Origin of the sequence: Streptomyces sp. NPDC004629 (assembly GCF_042873595.1) — a bacterium.
Classification (GTDB): domain Bacteria; phylum Actinomycetota; class Actinomycetes; order Streptomycetales; family Streptomycetaceae; genus Streptomyces.
Map to the genome: position 1 here is coordinate 145,317 of NZ_JBIALO010000001.1, position 18,037 is coordinate 163,353.

The following is an 18,037-nucleotide window of genomic DNA, read 5'->3' on the forward strand; positions in this document are numbered from 1 at the left end:
GCCGGCGGTGCTTACGTCGGGTCGAGTCCGTGGCTGCGCAGCCACGGCAGCGGGTCGATCGCCGAGCCGCCGGCCGGGCGCACCTCGAAGTGCAGGTGCGGACCGGTGGAGTTGCCCGAGTTCCCGGAGTACGCGATCGGCTGCCCGGCCTTGACGGACGTACCGGAGACGACCCGATAGCTGGAGAGGTGGCAGTACCACGTCTCCGTGCCGTCCTTCGCCGTCACGATCATCATGTTGCCGTAGGCGCTGTTCCACTCCGTGCGGACGGTGCCGTCCGTCGCGGCCAGCACCGTCGTGCCGTACGAGACGGGAAAGTCGATACCGGTGTGCACGGACATCCAGTTCACGCCGGCCTGGCCGAAGTAGGCGCTGAGCCCGTGCTGGGCGACCGGGATCGCGAACTTGGGGCGCAGCCGCTCCCGGAGCGCCGCCTCGGCCTGCGCCTTCTTCTTCTCGGCGTCCTGCTGGGCCTTGAGGTCGATGCGCTCCTGCGTGCGGCTGGCCCGGTCGGCGAAGTCGTCGGCGCCGGCGGAGAGGCTTTCGAGCTGGGTGTCCAGCTTGTTGTTGGCGGCCGACGGTTTCACCGGCGTCGCATCGGAGGCGGAGGCGGTGGTGTCCGTGCCGTCGTCGGTCAGACCGCCCACCGAGGCGGCGGCGATTCCGGCGACCCCCATCACACAGGCCGAGGGCACGGCGATGGTCAGCAGCGCGGAGCGTTTGGGGGGCGGGCGGCGCCGGGAGCGGGCCGCGGCGCGCGAGCCCGTGCGCGAAACGGGCGCCGGGGTGACCTCTTCCTGGTCGTCGAGCAGCGGCATCGCCGCGGGCAGTTCACCGGTGGCGGCCGACTCGCCCTCTTCCGGGGCGCGTTCCTCGTAGGCGGCCTGCGCTGCGTCCTCATAGCCGGCTTCGTCGTACGTGTTCTGCTCGTACGCGTTCTCCTCGTAGGAATGCGCTTCGTAGGCGTTCGCTTCGTACGAGGTCTGCTCGAACGTGCCGGTCGTGTGCTGGTCGAAGGGCTCGGCCCGCTGCTCGGACTCGGCGCCGTCGGAGTTCCACTGCGTGGCGTCGTACGCGCCGGTGTCGAACGCCTGGGTGCCCCACTCCCACTGCTGGGTCGGGTCGGCACCGCCAGGCCGGCCGGCCTGGTCGGCCTGGAGCCAGGCGCCGGAGTCCCACTGACCGCTGGTCTCGGGCGATGAGCCCTGCTGCGGCAATGTCCACGCCGTGGCGTCGTAGGCACCGCTGTCGTACACGGCCTGGTGCTGCGCCGCATACGAGTCGTAGTTCACGGTGGCGTTGGCCCCCGTCGACCAGTGCGTGCTGTCGTACCCGCCGGTGGCCCCGGCCTCTCCCGGGAGATTGCCGAAGAGTGGGTCGGCGTCGAAGGCCGCGGTGGCCTGCGCGCCAGACGGAAATCCGTTGGCGTCGTAGCCGCCGTACGTGGTGAAGTCGCCGTACTGGGCTTCCTGTGCGCCGTGGGACGCGTAGTGCGCCGAGGCCGCTTCGGAAGCCGGAGTCGGGGTGGTCAGGGTCCCCGACGGGTGACGGTCGTTCACCAACTTCTCTTTCGCCTCGACAACAGGGGCTGCCAGAGCAGTGCGGCGACTGTACCCGGCGGTACGTGGGCGCGACAATCTTCCGCTGGTTTCGCGTCCGCAGGAAACGGGCATTCGGCCGTGTTTCGGGGGACCGTGGACGCGGGTTTGGCCTTGTGTTCGAAGAGTGTTCGATGGTCGGGGGGTGTCCGGGAGCGCGAGGGCGCCCGATGTGGGACGTGCGGCCGCGTTGTGCGGTCGTGTCGCGGGGTGGTTCTGCCGGCCGGCCGGGCGGTCCCGTCGCGCCGGGCCGCCCCTGGATCCGGTCGGGAGCCGGTCGGGAGCCGGTCGGGCGGCGGCCAGCCAGGTGTTCCTGGGCCGGACGCCGCCCGCTCTCCGCCTGCCCTTTCGTTCAGGCCACGGTCAGCCCGGTGGGACCGGCGACGACGCCCGTGTCCGTCGGCCCGGCGTCGAGCACCTGTCGTATGCGCGCCGCGACCGCCGGATGCACCGGCAGGGCGAGGTGCCCTATCCCGGTCACCGGCACGTTCTCCGCCAGCAGGTCGGGATGGTCGAGGCAGGCGCTCTCCAGCGGGTCCATCACCGAGTCGAGGTCGCTCCAGAAGCTCACGAACCGCGTACCGCAGTCGGGCGCGGGCAGAGCCAGCTCCTCGATGACGTCCGAACCGGGCCGCATCTGGCGCACGATCGGGTGGGCGTTCGCGAGCGGCACGGCCCGGGTGCCGGAGTGCGGGGTGCCCAGTGTCACCAGGGTGCGGATCCGGCTGTGACCGCCCAGGCGCTGTACGTAGTAGCGCGCGATCAGCCCGCCCAGGCTGTGCCCCACGATGTCCACCTGGGGGCTGCCGGTGCGCGCGCAGATCTCCTCGATGTGCCGGCCGAGCAGTTCCGCCGCGGTGCGTATGTCGCAGGTCAACGGAGAGTAGTTGAGTGACTGCACATGGTTTCGGCCCTGCTGGGCGAGATTGCGGCGCAGCAGGACGAAGACCGATCGGTTGTCGATGAAACCGTGCAACAACACGACCGGGAGTTCTGGCCGGGCCGGCAGCTGCGCGGCGCCGTTCGGCGGGGACGGGGCCTGGGAGCGGCGTTCCTGGATGATGCCGGTCGGATAGAGAAGGAGGTGTCCCGCGAGGATCGTGACCTCCAGGGCGGTCGCCTTGAGGAGGGTCACGGAAAGTCCCGCCAATCTGGCGGGCAGGAGGAGCTGGTAAAGCGGACGAAGGGGCTGCACTGCCCTGGTGACCATCATGGCCGACCTCCTGTCGGCACACAGGAGGACGTCTCTGTCCCCCGTGTGCCCTTATGGGAAGCCGTGCGCAGGGTGGATCCAGGGTGCGTGCCGTGCACGCCGCGTGCCTTTCGTGTCCCTGCGGACCACGCTGCGGCTCCCGAACATGTCCCACTGTGTGATTTCCCCCTCGGTCGCCGCCGTAAAACTGCCGGTTGCGGGATGCTGGGGATAACGCCCGTTCACTTCGCGGCCGGTGGCGGACCGCGCGGACTGTGCGGTACTTGTCGGTACGGATGGATCTAATCGCTTCATGGAGGCAGTGATGGGTGTGACAGCCGGTCCGATCCGCGTCGTGGTGGCCAAGCCGGGGCTCGACGGTCATGACCGTGGGGCCAAGGTCATCGCGCGGGCGCTGCGCGACGCCGGCATGGAGGTCATCTACACCGGGCTCCACCAGACGCCGGAGCAGATCGTCGACACGGCGATCCAGGAGGACGCGGACGCCATCGGTCTGTCCATCCTCTCCGGAGCGCACAACACCCTGTTCGCGGCCGTCATCGACCTCCTCAAGGAGCGCGACGCCGAGGACATCCTGGTCTTCGGCGGCGGCATCATCCCCGAGGGGGACATCGCGCCGCTCAAGGAGAAGGGCGTCGCGGAGATCTTCACTCCGGGCGCGACCACGGCGTCGATCGTGGACTGGGTCCGGGAGAACGTACGGCAGCCGGCCGCTTCCGGCGGCTGACCCCGGCGGCCCGCTTCCGCGGCTTGGGTTGCTTGAGGCCGCTTGGACCGCCTTGGGCCGCTTCAGCCGTTGCGGCCGACTCCAGGCTTCTTGGGCTGATGCGGTGACTCGCGTTGCTTGAGTCGGTGCAGCGGAATGAGGCGAATGGGGGAACGAGGGGGCCAACAGCCGGTGCCGCGGCGCGAGTAGACCTGGCACCCGATGCCGCGGCACAGGAGACTTGGGCACTCGGTGCCGCGACATGCGCGCTCTGGCACCCGATGCCCGCGGCGCGTGATTCCCCGGCACCGGGTGCCGCCCCGTCAGGAGTCAAGGTGGCCCGGCCCGTCGCGACGGCCCCGGCAGCGAACCCAGCCATCTCCGAGCCCCATACCGTTGAGAATCCACCATTCGGCTTACCCCGCGGAGTTCCACGGCACCTTGCCGCTCGACCCGCCGCCGCGCTCCTGAGGCGGGCGCTGTTCGGCTGTGTCGTGGTGGTGTCTGGCCTGGCCGGTCGGCTCGACCCGGCGCGTCCGCGCGGCACCGTGCCGTTCCGAACGGGCCGTGGTGGTGCTGTGTCGTTCCGTGCGGGCCGTGGTGGTGCCGGGCTCGCCCGACGCCCCGGGCTGTAGCCGCACCCGTGGGTGCCTCAGGTGTCGGCCGGTGTCAGTTCCCGTGCCATGTCGGCGCGCAGCCGCAAGGTGGTCACCAGTCGCTGGAACGCCTCCGCCCAGTAGCCGCCCGCGCCGGGTGACGCGTCCTCCCGCTCGTCCGGCACCGCCAGCAACCCGTCCAGCCGCGAGGCCTCCGCGGGGTCCAGACACCGCTCGGCGAGCCCCATCACCCCGCTGAAGCTCCAGGGATAACTCCCCGCGTCCCGGGCGATGTTGAGCGCGTCCACCACCGCCCGCCCGAGCGGCGCCGCCCAGGGCACGGCGCACACACCGAGCAGTTGGAACGCCTCGGACAAACCGTGCGTCGCGATGAACCCCGCCACCCAGTCGGCCCGTTCCGCCGCGTCGAGCGTGGCCAGCAGCTTCGCCCGCTCAGCGAGGGACACCGCTCCCGGCCCGCCCGCCTCGGGCACGGCGGGCGTCCCGAGCAGCGCCCGGGACCACTCCGGGTCCCGCTGCCGCACCGCCGCCCGGCACCAGGCCGCGTGCAGCTCGCCCTGCCAGTCGTCCGTCACCGGCAGTTCCACGATCTCCCGGGGCGTACGTCCGCCGAGTCGCCGCGGCCAGGTCCCCAACGGTGTCGCCTCCACCAACTGGCCCAGCCACCAGGACCGTTTCCCTCGCCCCGCGGGGGGTGCGGCCACCACGCCGTCTCGCTCCATCGCGGCATCGCACTCCAGTGGCGCCTCCACCACGATGGTCGGCGCGCCGTGCGTGTGGTCGACCGCCACACAGGCACCGGCACGGATCGCCATCCGCGCCGCCAGCGCCGAACCGGGCAGCGCGGACAGCAGCTCGGCCGCCATCGCCCGCACATTGCGGCTCCGGTCGGCCAACGCCTGCTCCATGAACGGCTCGTCGTCGCCGGACAGTCCCGAACGCAGCGAGTCGAGGAACATCAGCCGGTCCTCCGCGCGCTCGGTCGCCCACGTCGCCGCCAGCAACTCGCGTGCCGTCGCGGGCCGCACCGCACGTACCGCGGCGAGCAGGGCGACCCGTTCGGCGAACAGGCCTTCCTCCCAGAGCCGTTGCATGCCGTCGGCGTCATCGAGGTCGGGCAGCGACGCGCCGCCGCCCGGTGCCGCGCGCAGGGCGAACCGCCAGTCCGGATTCAGCCGGGCCAGCCACAGCCCCCGCGGCCCCGCGAACGCGAGCGCCGCGGGGCGCAGGTCCGTGCGCCCCCGGGCCGCGTCCAGCAGCGCGGGCAGTGTCTCCGGCGGGGCGGCGTAACCGTGCGCGTTCACCGCGGCCAGCCACTGGGGCAGCAGCTCCATCAGGTCCGGCGAGGCGCCCCGGCGACCGCCGCCCGTGCCGGGGCGGTCGGCCAGCAGCAGGGCGAGCCGCCGGGCCGCGGCGACGGGCAGGGCGGGACGCGGATCCTCGGCGGCCGGCTCCGGTCTCCGGGCCGCCGCGGCCGGACGCAGCCCGGCCCGCCGCCGTACGGTCGCCACGGCTGCCGCGTCCAGCAGCGCCACCGGTGCCGCTCGGTCCGGCCCACCCCCGGCGAGCGGGCGCCGATCGGTGCCGAGCAGCGCCGTGGTGACCAGGTCCTCCCAGGAGCCGACGGCGAACGCGCCACCCGCGGTGCCGCTGGCTTTCGCGGTGCCGCTGGCTTTCGCGGTGCCGCTGGCTTTCGCGGTGCCGCTGGCTTTCGCGGTGCCACCCGCTTTCGCGGTGCTGCTCGCTTCCGTGGCGTCTCCGGCTTCCGTGGCGTCTATGGCGTCGATGCGGTCAGTGGGGTCCATGGAGTCCATGCGGTCAGCGGCGTGCCTGGCGTCCGTGGCATCCATGGCGTCCAAGCGGTCAGTGGGGCTTTTGGCGTCCATACGGTCGCTGGGATCCGTGGTGTCCGGCAGAGCGGCTGCCCCCCGCACCGCAGCGCTGCTCCCGTTCATACGTCTCCTTCTGATCGGGTCTCCGGTGGTCTCCGGTCGGTTCAGCACAGGGCCACCGCCTCCCCGGCGCCCTCCGGCCAGGCCGTCAGCGGGGTGAAGCCACGGTGGCCGCACTCGCCGAACACCTTGACCGGGGCGCCCCCGGACAGGGCGACCAGCCGCCACAGCCCGGGGCGGGAACGGGCGGCCGGGGCCAGCGGCAGCGCCCCGTCGGCGTCCGCCAGCTGCCAGGAGTCGCCGTCCGGCGTGGGGACGACCCGGTCCAGCGTCACCGGCACCGCGTCCAGCCACGGGTCGTCCCGCAGGGCCTCGCCGTACCGGGCGACCGCACGCGCCGTCGTCTCGCCCGGCGGCCGTATCGCGGCGGGTGCGGGCGGGGCGAACCGCTCCCCGAGCGCCGCCCGCAGCTGTCCGGCGCCCGGGTAGACGGACACCTCCGCCTCCAGGGCCAGCCCTACCGGCAGGGCCTGCTCGGGGGCCCGGCCCGTCGCACCGTAGGAGAGGAGCAGGCAGGTGCGGCCCGATCCTTCGCCGTACAGCCAGATGCGGCGCGTCGTCAGCTTGGCGTCCGCCGTGTCGTACTGGGCGAGGACCAGCCAGCGGTCCCGGGCCGACGGGCCGTCCGGCGCGGCGGGCAGTCCGACACGGGACCGGACGGTCGCCGCCAGGCCGTCCGGCAGCCGTTCCCGGCGCAGCCAGCCCTGGTCGAGGAGGTGCAGCAGCGCGCACTCCTCCAGCAGCCGCACCGGCCAGCCCGGACCGGACGCCGGTATGGCGCCCAACTCCCGCACCCGCGCCGCCAGTCCGGGGGCCTGCGCGTCGACCATGCGGGCCGCCGTCTCCTCCCACAGGCCGTAACCCGCCTGTTCCGCCGAGGCCAGGCCGCCGCGCAGCAGGTCGGCGAGGCGCTGTTCCAGTTCCGTGGCGCCCGCGGTGACCCGCTCGGCCCTGCGCTCCGCCCGGCGCCGGGCCGCCTCGGGATCACCGGATCCGGCGGCGGAACCGCCCGCGGCCTCGGTCCGCTTGTCCTGCGCCCGCTTCTTCCGCCCCGCTATCCACTGCTCCGCCCAGTCCGGGGCCCGCCCCGTCGGCACCGCGGCCTCCCCGCCGGCCCAGAGCAGCAGCAGCCCCAGCGCGTGTTTGCACGGAAACTTGCGGCTCGGACAACTGCACTTGTACGCGGGGCCGGACGCGTCCGCGATGTCCACCACCGTTTGATACGGCTTGCTGCCACTGCCCTTGCATAGTCCCCACACCGTCCCCTCGTCGGAACTCCCCGCCTCGGACCACGGCCCGGCCGCGCCGAGTTTGCTTCCCGCTTTGCGTGATGCGGCGTCAGGCGCCAGTGCCAGCACCTGGTCCGCGGTCCAGCGCACCCCCTGCTGAGTCATGCCATCGAAGGTAGATCCCCCCACTGACAATCGACCCTGCCAGGGCGTTTCCGCAGGTCAGAGCGATTGTCAGTGGTGTGGTGCACGGTGGACACAGATCCGAACCGGCCGAGCTGGAGGGGGCCTCAGCCATGTCTGTGTCCGTGGAACCTACGTCCGTCGAACCGAGCCAGAACGACTCCGCGCCCGCGAACGCGGCGCAGGCGCTGCGTCCGCACGCCGAGGACGCCTTCGCCACCGAACTCGCCGTGCTGGCCGCGCAGGACGACCGTCCGCGCCCGGCCCGCTGGAAGCTGTCGCCGTGGGCGGTCGCCACCTATTTGCTCGGCGGCACCCTCCCGGACGGCACGGTGATCACACCGAAATACGTGGGCCCGCGCCGCATCGTCGAGGTCGCCGTCACCACGCTCGCCACCGACCGCGCCCTGCTCCTGCTCGGCGTGCCGGGCACGGCGAAGACCTGGGTGTCCGAGCATCTCGCCGCCGCGGTCAGCGGGGACTCGACGCTGCTGGTGCAGGGCACGGCGGGCACCCCCGAGGAGGCCATCCGCTACGGCTGGAACTACGCGCAGCTGCTCGCCCACGGTCCGAGCCGGGACGCCCTCGTGCCCAGCCCGGTGATGCGGGCCATGGCGGAGGGCATGACGGCCCGGGTGGAGGAGCTGACCCGTATCCCGGCCGACGTGCAGGACACGCTGATCACGATTCTGTCGGAGAAGACGCTGCCGATACCGGAGCTGGGCCAGGAGGTGCAGGCGGTCCGCGGCTTCAACCTGATCGCCACGGCCAACGACCGCGACCGCGGCGTCAACGACCTGTCCAGCGCGCTGCGCCGCCGCTTCAACACGGTGGTGCTGCCCCTGCCGGCCGACGCCGACGCCGAGGTCGACATCGTCTCCCGTCGCGTCGACCAGATCGGCCGCTCCCTCGACCTGCCCACGGCGCCCGACGGTATCGACGAGATCCGCCGCGTCGTGACCGTCTTCCGTGAACTGCGCGACGGCATCACCGCCGACGGCCGTACGAAGCTGAAGTCGCCCAGCGGCACGCTGTCCACCGCCGAGGCGATCTCCGTCGTCACCAACGGGCTCGCCCTGGCAGCCCACTTCGGCGACGGAGTGCTGCGGCCGGGCGACGTCGCCGCGGGCATCCTGGGCGCCGTCGTCCGCGACCCGGCGGCCGACCGCGTCATCTGGCAGGAGTACCTGGAGACGGTCGTCCGCGAGCGTGACGGCTGGAAGGACTTCTACCGGGCCTGCCGGGAGGTGAGCGCGTGAGCGACGCCCGACCCCTGCTGCTCGGCGTGCGGCATCACGGTCCGGGGTCGGCGCGGGCTGTGCGGGCCGCGCTGGACGCCGCCGCGCCCGAAGTGGTGCTGATCGAGGGCCCGCCCGAGGCCGACGCCCTCCTGCCGCTCGCCGCCGACCCGGGGATGCGGCCCCCGGTCGCGCTCCTCGCCCACGCCGTGGACGAGCCCGGCCGCTCGGCGTTCTGGCCGCTGGCCGAGTTCTCCCCCGAGTGGGTGGCCGTCCGCTGGGCCCTGGAGCACGAGGTGCCGGCCCGCTTCATCGACCTGCCCGCCGCTCACACGCTGGCGTGGCGCAAGGAGGAGGAAGAAAAAGGCGAAGAAGAAGAGGAGAAGGGCAAAGAAGAGAAGGGGGAAGAAGGGAAGGGGGAAGAAGGGAGCGGGCCTGCCGACTCCGTGGACGGCACCGACGGCCCGCCCGGCCGCCCCGCCGAGCACACCCTTCGCCTCGACCCGCTGGCCGTGCTCGCCGAGACCGCCGGATACGACGATCCCGAGCGCTGGTGGGAGGACGTCGTCGAGCACCGGGGCACCGGGGACCCGGAGAAGAGCACCCGGGGCCATGAGGCCGCGCTCGCGCCGTTCGCCGCGCTGGAGGAGGCGATGACGGCGCTGCGGGAGACATACGGCGCCGGCGGGCATGATCGGGACCTCGTGCGGGAGGCGTATATGCGGCTCCAACTGCGGGCCGCGCAGCGGGAGTCCGGCGAGCGCGTGGCCGTGGTGTGCGGGGCGTGGCACGTGCCCGCGCTGCGCCGGAAGAGCGCCGTCACCGCCGACCGGGCCCTGCTGAAGGGGCTGCCCAAGGTCAAGGTGGACATGACGTGGGTGCCGTGGACGTACCGCAGGCTGTCCCGGGCCGGCGGCTACGGGGCGGGCATCGACTCGCCGGGCTGGTACGGGCATCTGTTCGGCGCCCCGGACCGGCCGGTTGAGCGATGGCTGACCAAGGTGGCGGGGCTGCTGCGCGAGGAGGACCGGCTCGTCTCGTCCGCGCATGTCATCGAGGCGGTCCGGCTGGCCGGGACCCTCGCCGCAATGCGCGGACGCCCGCTGCCGGGGCTGACCGAGACGACCGACGCGGTGCGCGCGGTGATGTGCGACGGCTCGGACGTGCCGCTGACGCTCGTGCACGACCGGCTGGTGGTCGGCGATGTGCTGGGGGAGGTGCCGGACACGGCGCCCACCGTGCCCTTGCAGCGGGACCTGACCGTGCTGCAACGGCGGCTGCGGCTCAAACCCGAGGCGTTGGAACGGGAGTTGGAGCTGGACCTGCGCAAGGAGACCGACTCCGGGCGCAGCCGGCTGCTGCACCGGCTGCGGCTGCTGGGCATCGGCTGGGGCGAGCCGGCCCGGTCACGGGGCAGCACGGGCACGTTCCGGGAGACGTGGCGGCTGCGCTGGGAGCCGGAGCTGTCCGTGCGGGTCGCCGAGGCCGGGGTGTGGGGCACGACGGTGGTCGCCGCCGCGACCGCCAAGGCCGAGGCGGACGCCACGGCCGCGCGGGCGCTCGCCGAGGTGACCGCGCTGGCCGAGCACTGCCTGCTGGCCGGACTGCGCGACGCGCTCCCGACGGTGATGCGGGTGCTCGCCGACCGGGCCGCGCTCGACGCCGATGTCGGCCATCTCGCGCAGGCACTCCCCGCCCTGGTCCGCGCGCTGCGCTACGGCGACGTGCGAGGCACGGACACCAAGGCGCTCGCCGAGGTCGCCGCGGGCCTCGCCGAGCGGATCTTCGTCGGCCTGCCACCGGCCTGCACCGCCCTCGACGCGGACGCGGCCGAGCAGATGCGCGGCCACGTGGACGCGGTGCACGGCGCGGTGGGGCTCCTCACCGATAGCTCCGTCGCGAGCCACGGCGGCCTGCGGGCCCGCTGGCGCTCGGTGCTGCGGTCGCTGTCCGGCCGGGACACCGTGCCCGGGGTCATCCGCGGCCGGGCCGTGCGGCTGCTGCTGGACGAGGGCGAGGTGGGGCAGGACGAGGCGGCCCGCCTGATGGGGCTCGTGCTCTCGCCGGGCACCCCGCCGCAGGACGCCGCCGCCTGGATCGAGGGCTTCGTGGGCGGCGGGGGAGGCATGCTGCTCGTGCACGACGAACGGCTGCTGGGGCTGGTCGACGCATGGCTGACCGGGGTGCCCGCGGACGCGTTCACGGATGTCCTGCCGCTGCTGCGGCGGACGTTCTCGGCGTACGAGCCGGGCGTGCGGCGGACCCTCGGCGAGCTGGTGCGGCGCGGCCCTGGAGCGCGGGGCGGCGCGTCGGCCGGCCGGACGGCGGGCATACCCGGGTTCGCACCCGAGCCCGACATCGAGCGCGCGGAAGCCGTACTGCCGTTGGTGCGGCTGCTGCTCGGACTGGACACCGACGACAAGGACCTGGCGCAGGTGGGCACATGACGACCACACAGACCATGACGGGGTCGGCCGCCGGCGGCTCGGCCGAGCCGGACGCCGCCGGGGAGCGGCTGCGGCGCTGGCGTCTGGTGCTCGGCGGCGACTCCGCCGACGGGACCGGATGCACGCTGCGCGGACAGGACGCGGCGATGGACGGCGCGCTCGCGGCGCTCTACGGAAAAGGGGACAGACCGCAGTCGGGGCGGGAGCGTTCGGCGGGGCTCGGGGCGTCCGCCCCGTCCGTGGCCCGCTGGCTCGGCGACATCCGGACCTACTTCCCCTCGTCCGTGGTCCAGGTCATGCAGCGGGACGCCATCGACCGGCTCGGTCTTGACTCCCTGCTGCTTGAGCCGGAGATGCTGGAGGCGGTGGAGGCCGATGTGCACCTCGTCGGCACGCTGCTCTCGCTCAACAAGGCGATGCCGGAGACCACGAAGGAGACCGCACGGGCGGTCGTGCGCAAGGTCGTCGAGGACCTGGAGAAGCGGCTCGCCACCCGGACCCGGGCCACGCTCACCGGTGCCCTCGACCGCAGCGCCCGCATCAACCGGCCGCGCCATCACGACATCGACTGGAACCGCACGATCGCGGCCAACCTCAAGCACTATCTGCCCGAGTACCGCACGATCGTGCCGGAGCGGCTCATCGGCTACGGCCGCGCCGCCCAATCCGTGAAGAAGGAGGTCGTCCTCTGCATCGACCAGTCGGGATCGATGGCGGCGTCCGTCGTCTACGCCTCCGTGTTCGGGGCGGTGCTGGCGTCCATGCGGTCCATCGACACCCGGCTCGTCGTCTTCGACACGGCCGTCGTCGACCTCACCGACCAACTGGACGACCCCGTCGACGTGCTGTTCGGCACCCAGCTCGGCGGCGGCACCGACATCAACCGGGCGCTTGCCTACTGCCAGTCGCAGATCACCCGGCCGACCGAGACGGTGGTGGTGCTCATCAGCGACCTGTACGAGGGCGGCATACGCAACGAGATGCTCAAGCGGGTCGCGGCGATGAAGGCGTCGGGGGTGCAGTTCGTGGCGCTGCTCGCGCTGTCGGACGAGGGGGCGCCCGCCTACGACCGTGAACACGCTGCCGCGCTCTCCGCATTGGGTGCGCCCGCCTTCGCCTGCACGCCCGATCTGTTCCCCGAGGTCATGGCGGCGGCGATCGAGAAGCGGCCGCTGCCGATACCGGACGGCATGTGAGGTCCGGGGCGGAAAGGGACATGACCGGCTATCGGTATGGGGGGCTTGCGCACCCTCGGGCGCCCCGTGCAAGGATCGGTGCCCGCGTTGCGCCGACCCGTCATTCGTTCCGCCGCACGGGAGGACCCACCCGCTCTTGGTCTCAGCAGCAGCTCTGTCCGGTGCCGTTGTGCGCGTTCGGCGCACGGCTGGCGGGCGGCGTGCGCTGCGACTGGCGGTGCTGGCGGGCGCCCTGGTCGCCCTCGGACTCCTCTGCGGCCAACGAGCACACGCAGCCGACGTGCCCCCGCCCTCGGCCGGACCGGCCGCGGACCCGACCTCGGCCGCAAGGGCCTCGTCCCCGCCTTCGGCCGGGCCGGCTGCGGAGCTGACCTTGGCCGTAAGGGCCCCGTCCCCGCCTTCGGCCGAATCGGCCGCGGGCCCGACCTCGGCAGTTTCGGTCTCGGGCCCGGCTTCGGCCGTAACGACTCCGGGCCCGGCCTCGGCCGTATCGGCTTCGTCCGTGGTGACTCCGACCGGGGACACGGCGCGGGCTCTCACGGGTGATGGGCCGCAGACCTTCCTGGGGAACGCGGCGCGGGCCCTCACGGGCGCCGCGCCACCCACTCGGAGCCGACCGGTCGGCTCCCCTGGCAGACCCACACCCGTGTCCCCACAGGCGCCCGCCCCCGTGTCCGGCCTGACCCTCGCGTCTGGCTTCGCCTCGGCATCTGTGCCAGCGTCCGGTTCGGCGTCTGCTCCTGGGTTCGGCCTGACCCTCGTGCCTGGCTTCGCCTCGGCATCTGTGCCCGCGTCCGGTGCGGGGTCCGCCCCCGTGTCCGGCCTGACCCTCGCGTCTGGCTTCGCCTCGGTGTGCGCTCCCGTGTCCGGTCCGGCGTTCGCCCCCGTGTCCGGCCTGACCCTCGCGTCTGGCTTCGCCTCGGTGTGCGCTCCCGTGTCCGGTCCGGCGTCCGCCCCCGTGTCCGGCCTGACCCTCGCGTCTGGCTCCGCACCGGCATCCGCTCCCGCGTCTGCCCCGGCGTCTGCTCCTGGGTTCGGTCCGACCTTCGCACCTGGCTCCGCCTCGGCATCTGTGCCCGCGTCCGGTGCGGCGTCTGCTCCTGGGTTCGGCCTGACCCTCGCGTCTGGCTCCGCCTCGGCATCCGCTCCCGCGTCCGGTGAAGGGTCCGCCCCCGTGTCCGGCCCGACCCTCGCGCCTGGCTCCGCACCGGCATCCGTGCCCGCGTCCGCCCCCGCACCGGGATTTGTGCCCGTCCCCGTGTCGACTGCCGCCTCCGCCCTCGCAGGGGAACCGGGGGCCGGGGCCGTGGTTGGGGCTGGGGTTCAGGGTGTGGTGCGTTTCGTTGTCGGTGGGGTCGTGGGTGATGTGGTCGGGGTGGTGTCCCGGACCCTGGATGAGGCGTGGACGGCGGTGCCGGCGTTGCCCGAAGCGCCCGCCGCGCCCGCCTGGCCCGCGCTGCCCGCGCTGCCCGGGGGGACGGCGGCCCCGTTGCCGTTGCCGTCGCTGCCCGGACTCTCCGAGTTGCCGGGGCGGCTGCTGCCCGCGCCGGTCACCTCGGAACCCGTACCGGGGGAGCGGGGCGAGCCACAGGCGTCCCCCGAACCGGCCCCGCGCACCGGTGAGCGGACCGCCGCGCACCGGGCGCCGGCCGTCGCCGTTCACGGCCCGTACGGCACCGCCGTCGCCCCCGCTCCGGGGCCCGCGGCGCACGGCGGCGGCCATCGCGTCGCCGCCGCCGTGGACAGCCCGCCCCACCCCGCCCCCGCCGGCGACCCGGACGGCACGGTGGGCAAGTCGGCCCTCGACGGCGGCACTTCGCGCCATGCCGACATGCATGCCTGCACCCCGCAGCACCGGGCGCCGCTGCGGCTCGTGCCCGGTACCACCGTGCGGGTCGCCGCGCCCGGGACCCGGGACAGGCACCAGGACATCCCGGTCTTCCCCGGCTAGCACAGGTTCGGCCGGCTCCCCGCACGGACCGCCACCCACCCCCGGATGCGCCCGCACCCGCCGCACCCGCGCACGGGCCGTCGACGGCCTCTGACGACCGCCCCGCGCGCCGGATGTGACCGGTCGACGAGACGGGCATGGGCGCATGCGACTGGTGTGACTGGCGTGGCCGGCGAGCCGCCCACCCCCACCGACGCCGTGGGGCAGTCGGAGCCGGACGGCCGAATGCCGTCGGCGCGTCCGGCCCGCACCCCACGGGCGGGGCGGGCAGGTCCCCATTGGGGTGGGGATCAACCGCCCCGGGCCCCTCGGGGCCCTTCAGAGGCCTCACCGGGTCAACCCCAGCCCGGTGAGGCCTCGCCCCTGCGGCACGCCGTGCCAGCAAACCGGGCATCATGTGACAGGTATCACCGCTCAGGTGTGACCCGTGATTTAGAGGCCCCCCTGAAGCAGCGATAACCTGCGAGACGGACATGCCGCGCGCTCGGACACCGTGTGCGCATCCCTTGTGACACATGCGGACGTCACGTTGCCCTTCGCGGCACGCCCACGCATCCAACGAACCGCGAGATCACTGATAGGGACGGAAGCGCGTGGACCTGTTCGAGTACCAGGCGAGGGACCTCTTCGCCAAGCACGATGTACCGGTGCTGGCCGGTGAAGTCATCGACACGCCTGAGGCGGCGCGCGAGATCACCGAGCGGCTGGGCGGCAAGTCCGTCGTCAAGGCGCAGGTGAAGGTCGGTGGTCGTGGCAAGGCCGGTGGCGTGAAGCTGGCCGCCTCCGCGGACGAGGCCGTCGCCCGTGCCACGGACATCCTCGGCATGGACATCAAGGGCCACACGGTCCACAAGGTCATGATCGCCGAGACCGCCCCGGAGATCGCGGAGGAGTACTACGTCTCCTTCCTCCTCGACCGCGCCAACCGCACCTTCCTCTCCATCGCCTCCGTCGAGGGCGGCATGGAGATCGAGGAGGTGGCGGCCACCCGCCCGGACGCCGTCGCCAAGACCCCGATCGACGCCATCGACGGGGTGACGCCGGAGAAGGCCCGCGAGATCGTCGCGGCCGCCAAGTTCCCGGCCGAGGTCGCGGACAAGGTCGCCGATGTCCTCGTCACGCTGTGGGACACCTTCATCAAGGAGGACGCCCTCCTGGTCGAGGTGAACCCGCTGGCCAAGGTCGCCTCCGGTGAGGTCATCGCCCTCGACGGCAAGGTGTCCCTGGACGACAACGCGGAGTTCCGTCACCCGGAGTTCGAGGAGCTGCACGACAAGGCCGCGGCCAACCCGCTGGAGGCCGCCGCCAAGGAGAAGAACCTCAACTACGTCAAGCTCGACGGCGAGGTCGGCATCATCGGCAACGGCGCCGGCCTGGTCATGTCGACCCTGGACGTGGTCGCGTACGCCGGTGAGAAGCACGGCGGCGTCAAGCCCGCCAACTTCCTCGACATCGGCGGCGGTGCCTCCGCCCAGGTCATGGCCAACGGCCTGGAGATCATCCTCGGCGACCCGGACGTGCGCTCCGTGTTCGTCAACGTCTTCGGCGGCATCACCGCCTGTGACGAGGTCGCCAACGGCATCGTGCAGGCCCTGAAGCTGCTGGAGGACAAGGGCGAAGAGGTCACCAAGCCGCTCGTCGTCCGCCTCGACGGCAACAACGCCGAGCTGGGCCGCAAGATCCTCTCCGACGCCGCCCACCCGCTGGTGCAGCGCGTCGACACCATGGACGGCGCGGCCGACAAGGCCGCCGAGCTGGCCGCCGCCAAGTAAGCACTCAGGACGAGGACACCAACACACCATGGCTATCTGGCTCAACAAGGACAGCAAGGTCATCGTCCAGGGCATGACCGGCGCCACCGGCATGAAGCACACCAAGCTCATGCTCGGTGACGGCACCAACGTCGTGGGCGGCGTGAACCCGCGCAAGGCGGGTCAGACCGTCGACTTCGACGGCACCGAGGTACCGGTCTTCGGCACCGTCAAGGAGGCCATCGAGAAGACCGGCGCCGACGTCTCCGTCATCTTCGTGCCGGAGAAGTTCACCAAGGACGCGGTCGTCGAGGCCATCGACGCCGAGATCCCGCTGGCCGTCGTGATCACCGAGGGCATCGCCGTGCACGACACGGCCGCCTTCTGGGCGTACGCCGGCAAGAAGGGCAACAAGACCCGCATCATCGGCCCGAACTGCCCCGGCATCATCACCCCGGGCCAGTCGAACGTCGGCATCATCCCGGGCGACATCACCAAGCCGGGCCGCATCGGCCTGGTCTCGAAGTCCGGCACGCTGACCTACCAGATGATGTACGAGCTGCGGGACATCGGCTTCTCGACGGCCGTCGGCATCGGTGGTGACCCGATCATCGGCACCACGCACATCGACGCCCTGGCCGCCTTCCAGGACGACCCCGACACCGACCTGATCGTCATGATCGGTGAGATCGGCGGCGACGCCGAGGAGCGGGCCGCGGCCTTCATCAAGGAGAACGTGACCAAGCCGGTCGTCGGCTACGTCGCGGGCTTCACCGCCCCCGAGGGCAAGACCATGGGCCACGCCGGCGCCATCGTCTCCGGTTCGTCCGGCACCGCCCAGGCGAAGAAGGAGGCCCTGGAGGCCGCCGGCGTCAAGGTCGGCAAGACGCCGACCGAGACGGCCAAGCTGGCCCGCGGCATCCTCGGCAGCTGAGCCACCGGGCGCAGCCCGGCGGCGGAAGCGGCGGCCGGTCCGGCAGCCGACGAAGGGGTCCGCATCCCGACCGGATGCGGACCCCTTCCGTCTGCTCGGTGAGAGAACCCGCTCAGCGGGTGAGCGGTACCAGCCGTTCCGGCCCGTTCGCGGTCTCCGTGCGCAGCTTGGCCCGCAGGTGCTGCTCCGTGTTGGACAGCGGGCCCAGTGCGGGCTTCTGCGGAACGCCCCGCACCGCATGCGCCGGGGCGAGCGGGGCTTCGTAGTGCGTCGGCGCGGTGCGCAGTGTGAGGGCCGTCGAACCGATGATGGCGACCGTGAAGGCGATGGCGGCCCGGGTCCAGAAGCGGTTCCGGCGCTCACCGCGGGTCCGCACCGGCTCCGGCTTCTGCGCCCGCAGCCGCTCCGTGGAGGCCAGCTCGGCCAGCCGCCGGTGGAGCAGCGCGGGGTCCGACAGCTCCGGGACGCGCGCGGCCAGTTCGGCGCGGGCGTGCGTGAGCCGGTTCGCCGCCGCCGGGGTGCTCGCCTCCGTCTCCGCGGCTGTCTCGGGCAGGCCGAGCCCGACGCCGTCGTACAGCACGAGCGTGCGGCGGTACGACGGCGGCAGGCTGAGGAGCGCCTTCAGCAGGACCCGGTCGCCGGGGTCGGCGGGCGGGGGTTCGGGAAACCGGTAGCGCGGGCGGAAGCGGTGCCAGGGCGACAGGGCGCACTCGTACGCCGTCGCCCGCACCCAGCCCGCGGGGTCCCGGTCCCGGGCCACCTCCGGCCAGTTCTGCCAGGCCAGTTGGAAGGCCCGTTCCACGGACTCGCGGGCGAGTGCGCGGCGCCCGGTGAGGAGATACGTCTGCCGTACGAGGGCGGGGGCGCAGAACGCGTAGAGGGCGTCGAACGCCTGAGCGGGCGTCAGGGTGGGACTCTGCGTCACTGTACGCCCTTTCGTGTGATAAAGAACATAAACATATATTGAGCGACACTTCGGTGGTTCGCCCGTTACACCCGGAAAGCGCGTGTCGTTGGGAGCA

General features: G+C 72.8%; 12 protein-coding genes. 7 read left to right on the forward strand and 5 right to left on the reverse strand.

Going from position 1 to position 18,037, the window contains the following annotated elements; translation table 11 throughout:
• Positions 1-11: 11 nt before the first annotated feature.
• Positions 12-1,559: a M23 family metallopeptidase gene (locus ACFYTE_RS00685; RefSeq protein WP_388702953.1), complete on the reverse strand. Its 1,548-nt coding sequence runs from the start codon at positions 1,557-1,559 to the stop codon at positions 12-14.
• Positions 1,560-1,950: 391 nt separating this feature from the next.
• Positions 1,951-2,811 carry an esterase/lipase family protein gene (locus ACFYTE_RS00690; RefSeq protein ID WP_388702955.1) on the reverse strand — a complete coding sequence of 287 codons (861 nt, stop codon included), beginning with the start codon at positions 2,809-2,811 and terminating at the stop codon, positions 1,951-1,953.
• A gap of 304 nt (positions 2,812-3,115) precedes the next feature.
• Between ACFYTE_RS00690 and ACFYTE_RS00695 the strand changes: the two genes are divergently transcribed.
• Positions 3,116-3,538, forward strand: a complete 423-nt coding sequence (locus ACFYTE_RS00695) for a cobalamin B12-binding domain-containing protein (RefSeq protein WP_388702958.1) — start codon at positions 3,116-3,118, stop codon at positions 3,536-3,538.
• Between the two features lie 631 nt (positions 3,539-4,169).
• Here the strand turns inward: ACFYTE_RS00695 and ACFYTE_RS00700 are convergent.
• Both ACFYTE_RS00700 and ACFYTE_RS00705 read right to left on the reverse strand, forming a co-directional pair.
• On the reverse strand, positions 4,170-5,939 hold the full coding sequence (locus ACFYTE_RS00700; protein WP_388702961.1) for a DUF5691 domain-containing protein: 1,770 nt from the start codon (positions 5,937-5,939) through the stop codon (positions 4,170-4,172).
• A gap of 191 nt (positions 5,940-6,130) precedes the next feature.
• The gene (locus ACFYTE_RS00705; RefSeq protein WP_388702963.1) at positions 6,131-7,480 is read right to left on the reverse strand and encodes an SWIM zinc finger family protein; all 1,350 of its coding nucleotides are present in this window, start codon (positions 7,478-7,480) and stop codon (positions 6,131-6,133) included.
• A 131-nt stretch (positions 7,481-7,611) separates the two neighbouring features.
• Between ACFYTE_RS00705 and ACFYTE_RS00710 the strand changes: the two genes are divergently transcribed.
• The 6 genes from ACFYTE_RS00710 (at position 7,612) to sucD (ending at position 17,015) form a co-directional block, all read left to right on the forward strand.
• Positions 7,612-8,757 (forward strand): AAA family ATPase, encoded by a 1,146-nt coding sequence (locus ACFYTE_RS00710; RefSeq protein ID WP_388702966.1) that lies wholly within the window; start codon positions 7,612-7,614, stop codon positions 8,755-8,757.
• Positions 8,754-11,183, forward strand: a complete 2,430-nt coding sequence (locus tag ACFYTE_RS00715) for a DUF5682 family protein (RefSeq protein WP_388702969.1) — start codon at positions 8,754-8,756, stop codon at positions 11,181-11,183. Before ACFYTE_RS00710 ends, ACFYTE_RS00715 begins: the two co-directional genes overlap by 4 nt.
• Positions 11,184-11,197: 14 nt before the next feature.
• Positions 11,198-12,379: a vWA domain-containing protein gene (locus ACFYTE_RS00720; RefSeq protein WP_388703974.1), complete on the forward strand. Its 1,182-nt coding sequence runs from the start codon at positions 11,198-11,200 to the stop codon at positions 12,377-12,379.
• A gap of 1,357 nt (positions 12,380-13,736) precedes the next feature.
• The gene (locus ACFYTE_RS00725; protein WP_388702971.1) at positions 13,737-14,330 is read left to right on the forward strand and encodes a hypothetical protein; all 594 of its coding nucleotides are present in this window, start codon (positions 13,737-13,739) and stop codon (positions 14,328-14,330) included.
• Between the two features lie 593 nt (positions 14,331-14,923).
• Entirely contained in the window at positions 14,924-16,102 is a 1,179-nt protein-coding gene (sucC, locus tag ACFYTE_RS00730; RefSeq protein WP_388702974.1) for an ADP-forming succinate--CoA ligase subunit beta, read from the forward strand.
• 28 nt (positions 16,103-16,130) lie between these two features.
• Positions 16,131-17,015, forward strand: a complete 885-nt coding sequence (gene sucD, locus ACFYTE_RS00735) for a succinate--CoA ligase subunit alpha (RefSeq protein ID WP_388702977.1) — start codon at positions 16,131-16,133, stop codon at positions 17,013-17,015.
• Between the two features lie 112 nt (positions 17,016-17,127).
• Here the strand turns inward: sucD and ACFYTE_RS00740 are convergent, their stop codons facing one another.
• Positions 17,128-17,979, reverse strand: a complete 852-nt coding sequence (locus ACFYTE_RS00740) for a sigma factor-like helix-turn-helix DNA-binding protein (protein ID WP_388703976.1) — start codon at positions 17,977-17,979, stop codon at positions 17,128-17,130.
• Between the last annotated feature and the right edge of the window lie 58 nt (positions 17,980-18,037).

Coding starts and splice junctions, on each gene's coding strand:
- ACFYTE_RS00705 (WP_388702963.1), bottom strand. CDS start 7,480: ATGACTCAGCAGGGGGTGCGCTGGACCGCGGACCAGGTGCTGGCACTG.
- ACFYTE_RS00710 (WP_388702966.1), top strand. CDS start 7,612: ATGTCTGTGTCCGTGGAACCTACGTCCGTCGAACCGAGCCAGAACGAC.
- ACFYTE_RS00700 (WP_388702961.1), bottom strand. CDS start 5,939: ATGGACCCCACTGACCGCATCGACGCCATAGACGCCACGGAAGCCGGA.
- ACFYTE_RS00690 (WP_388702955.1), bottom strand. CDS start 2,811: ATGATGGTCACCAGGGCAGTGCAGCCCCTTCGTCCGCTTTACCAGCTC.
- ACFYTE_RS00720 (WP_388703974.1), top strand. CDS start 11,198: ATGACGGGGTCGGCCGCCGGCGGCTCGGCCGAGCCGGACGCCGCCGGG.
- sucD (WP_388702977.1), top strand. CDS start 16,131: ATGGCTATCTGGCTCAACAAGGACAGCAAGGTCATCGTCCAGGGCATG.
- ACFYTE_RS00695 (WP_388702958.1), top strand. CDS start 3,116: ATGGGTGTGACAGCCGGTCCGATCCGCGTCGTGGTGGCCAAGCCGGGG.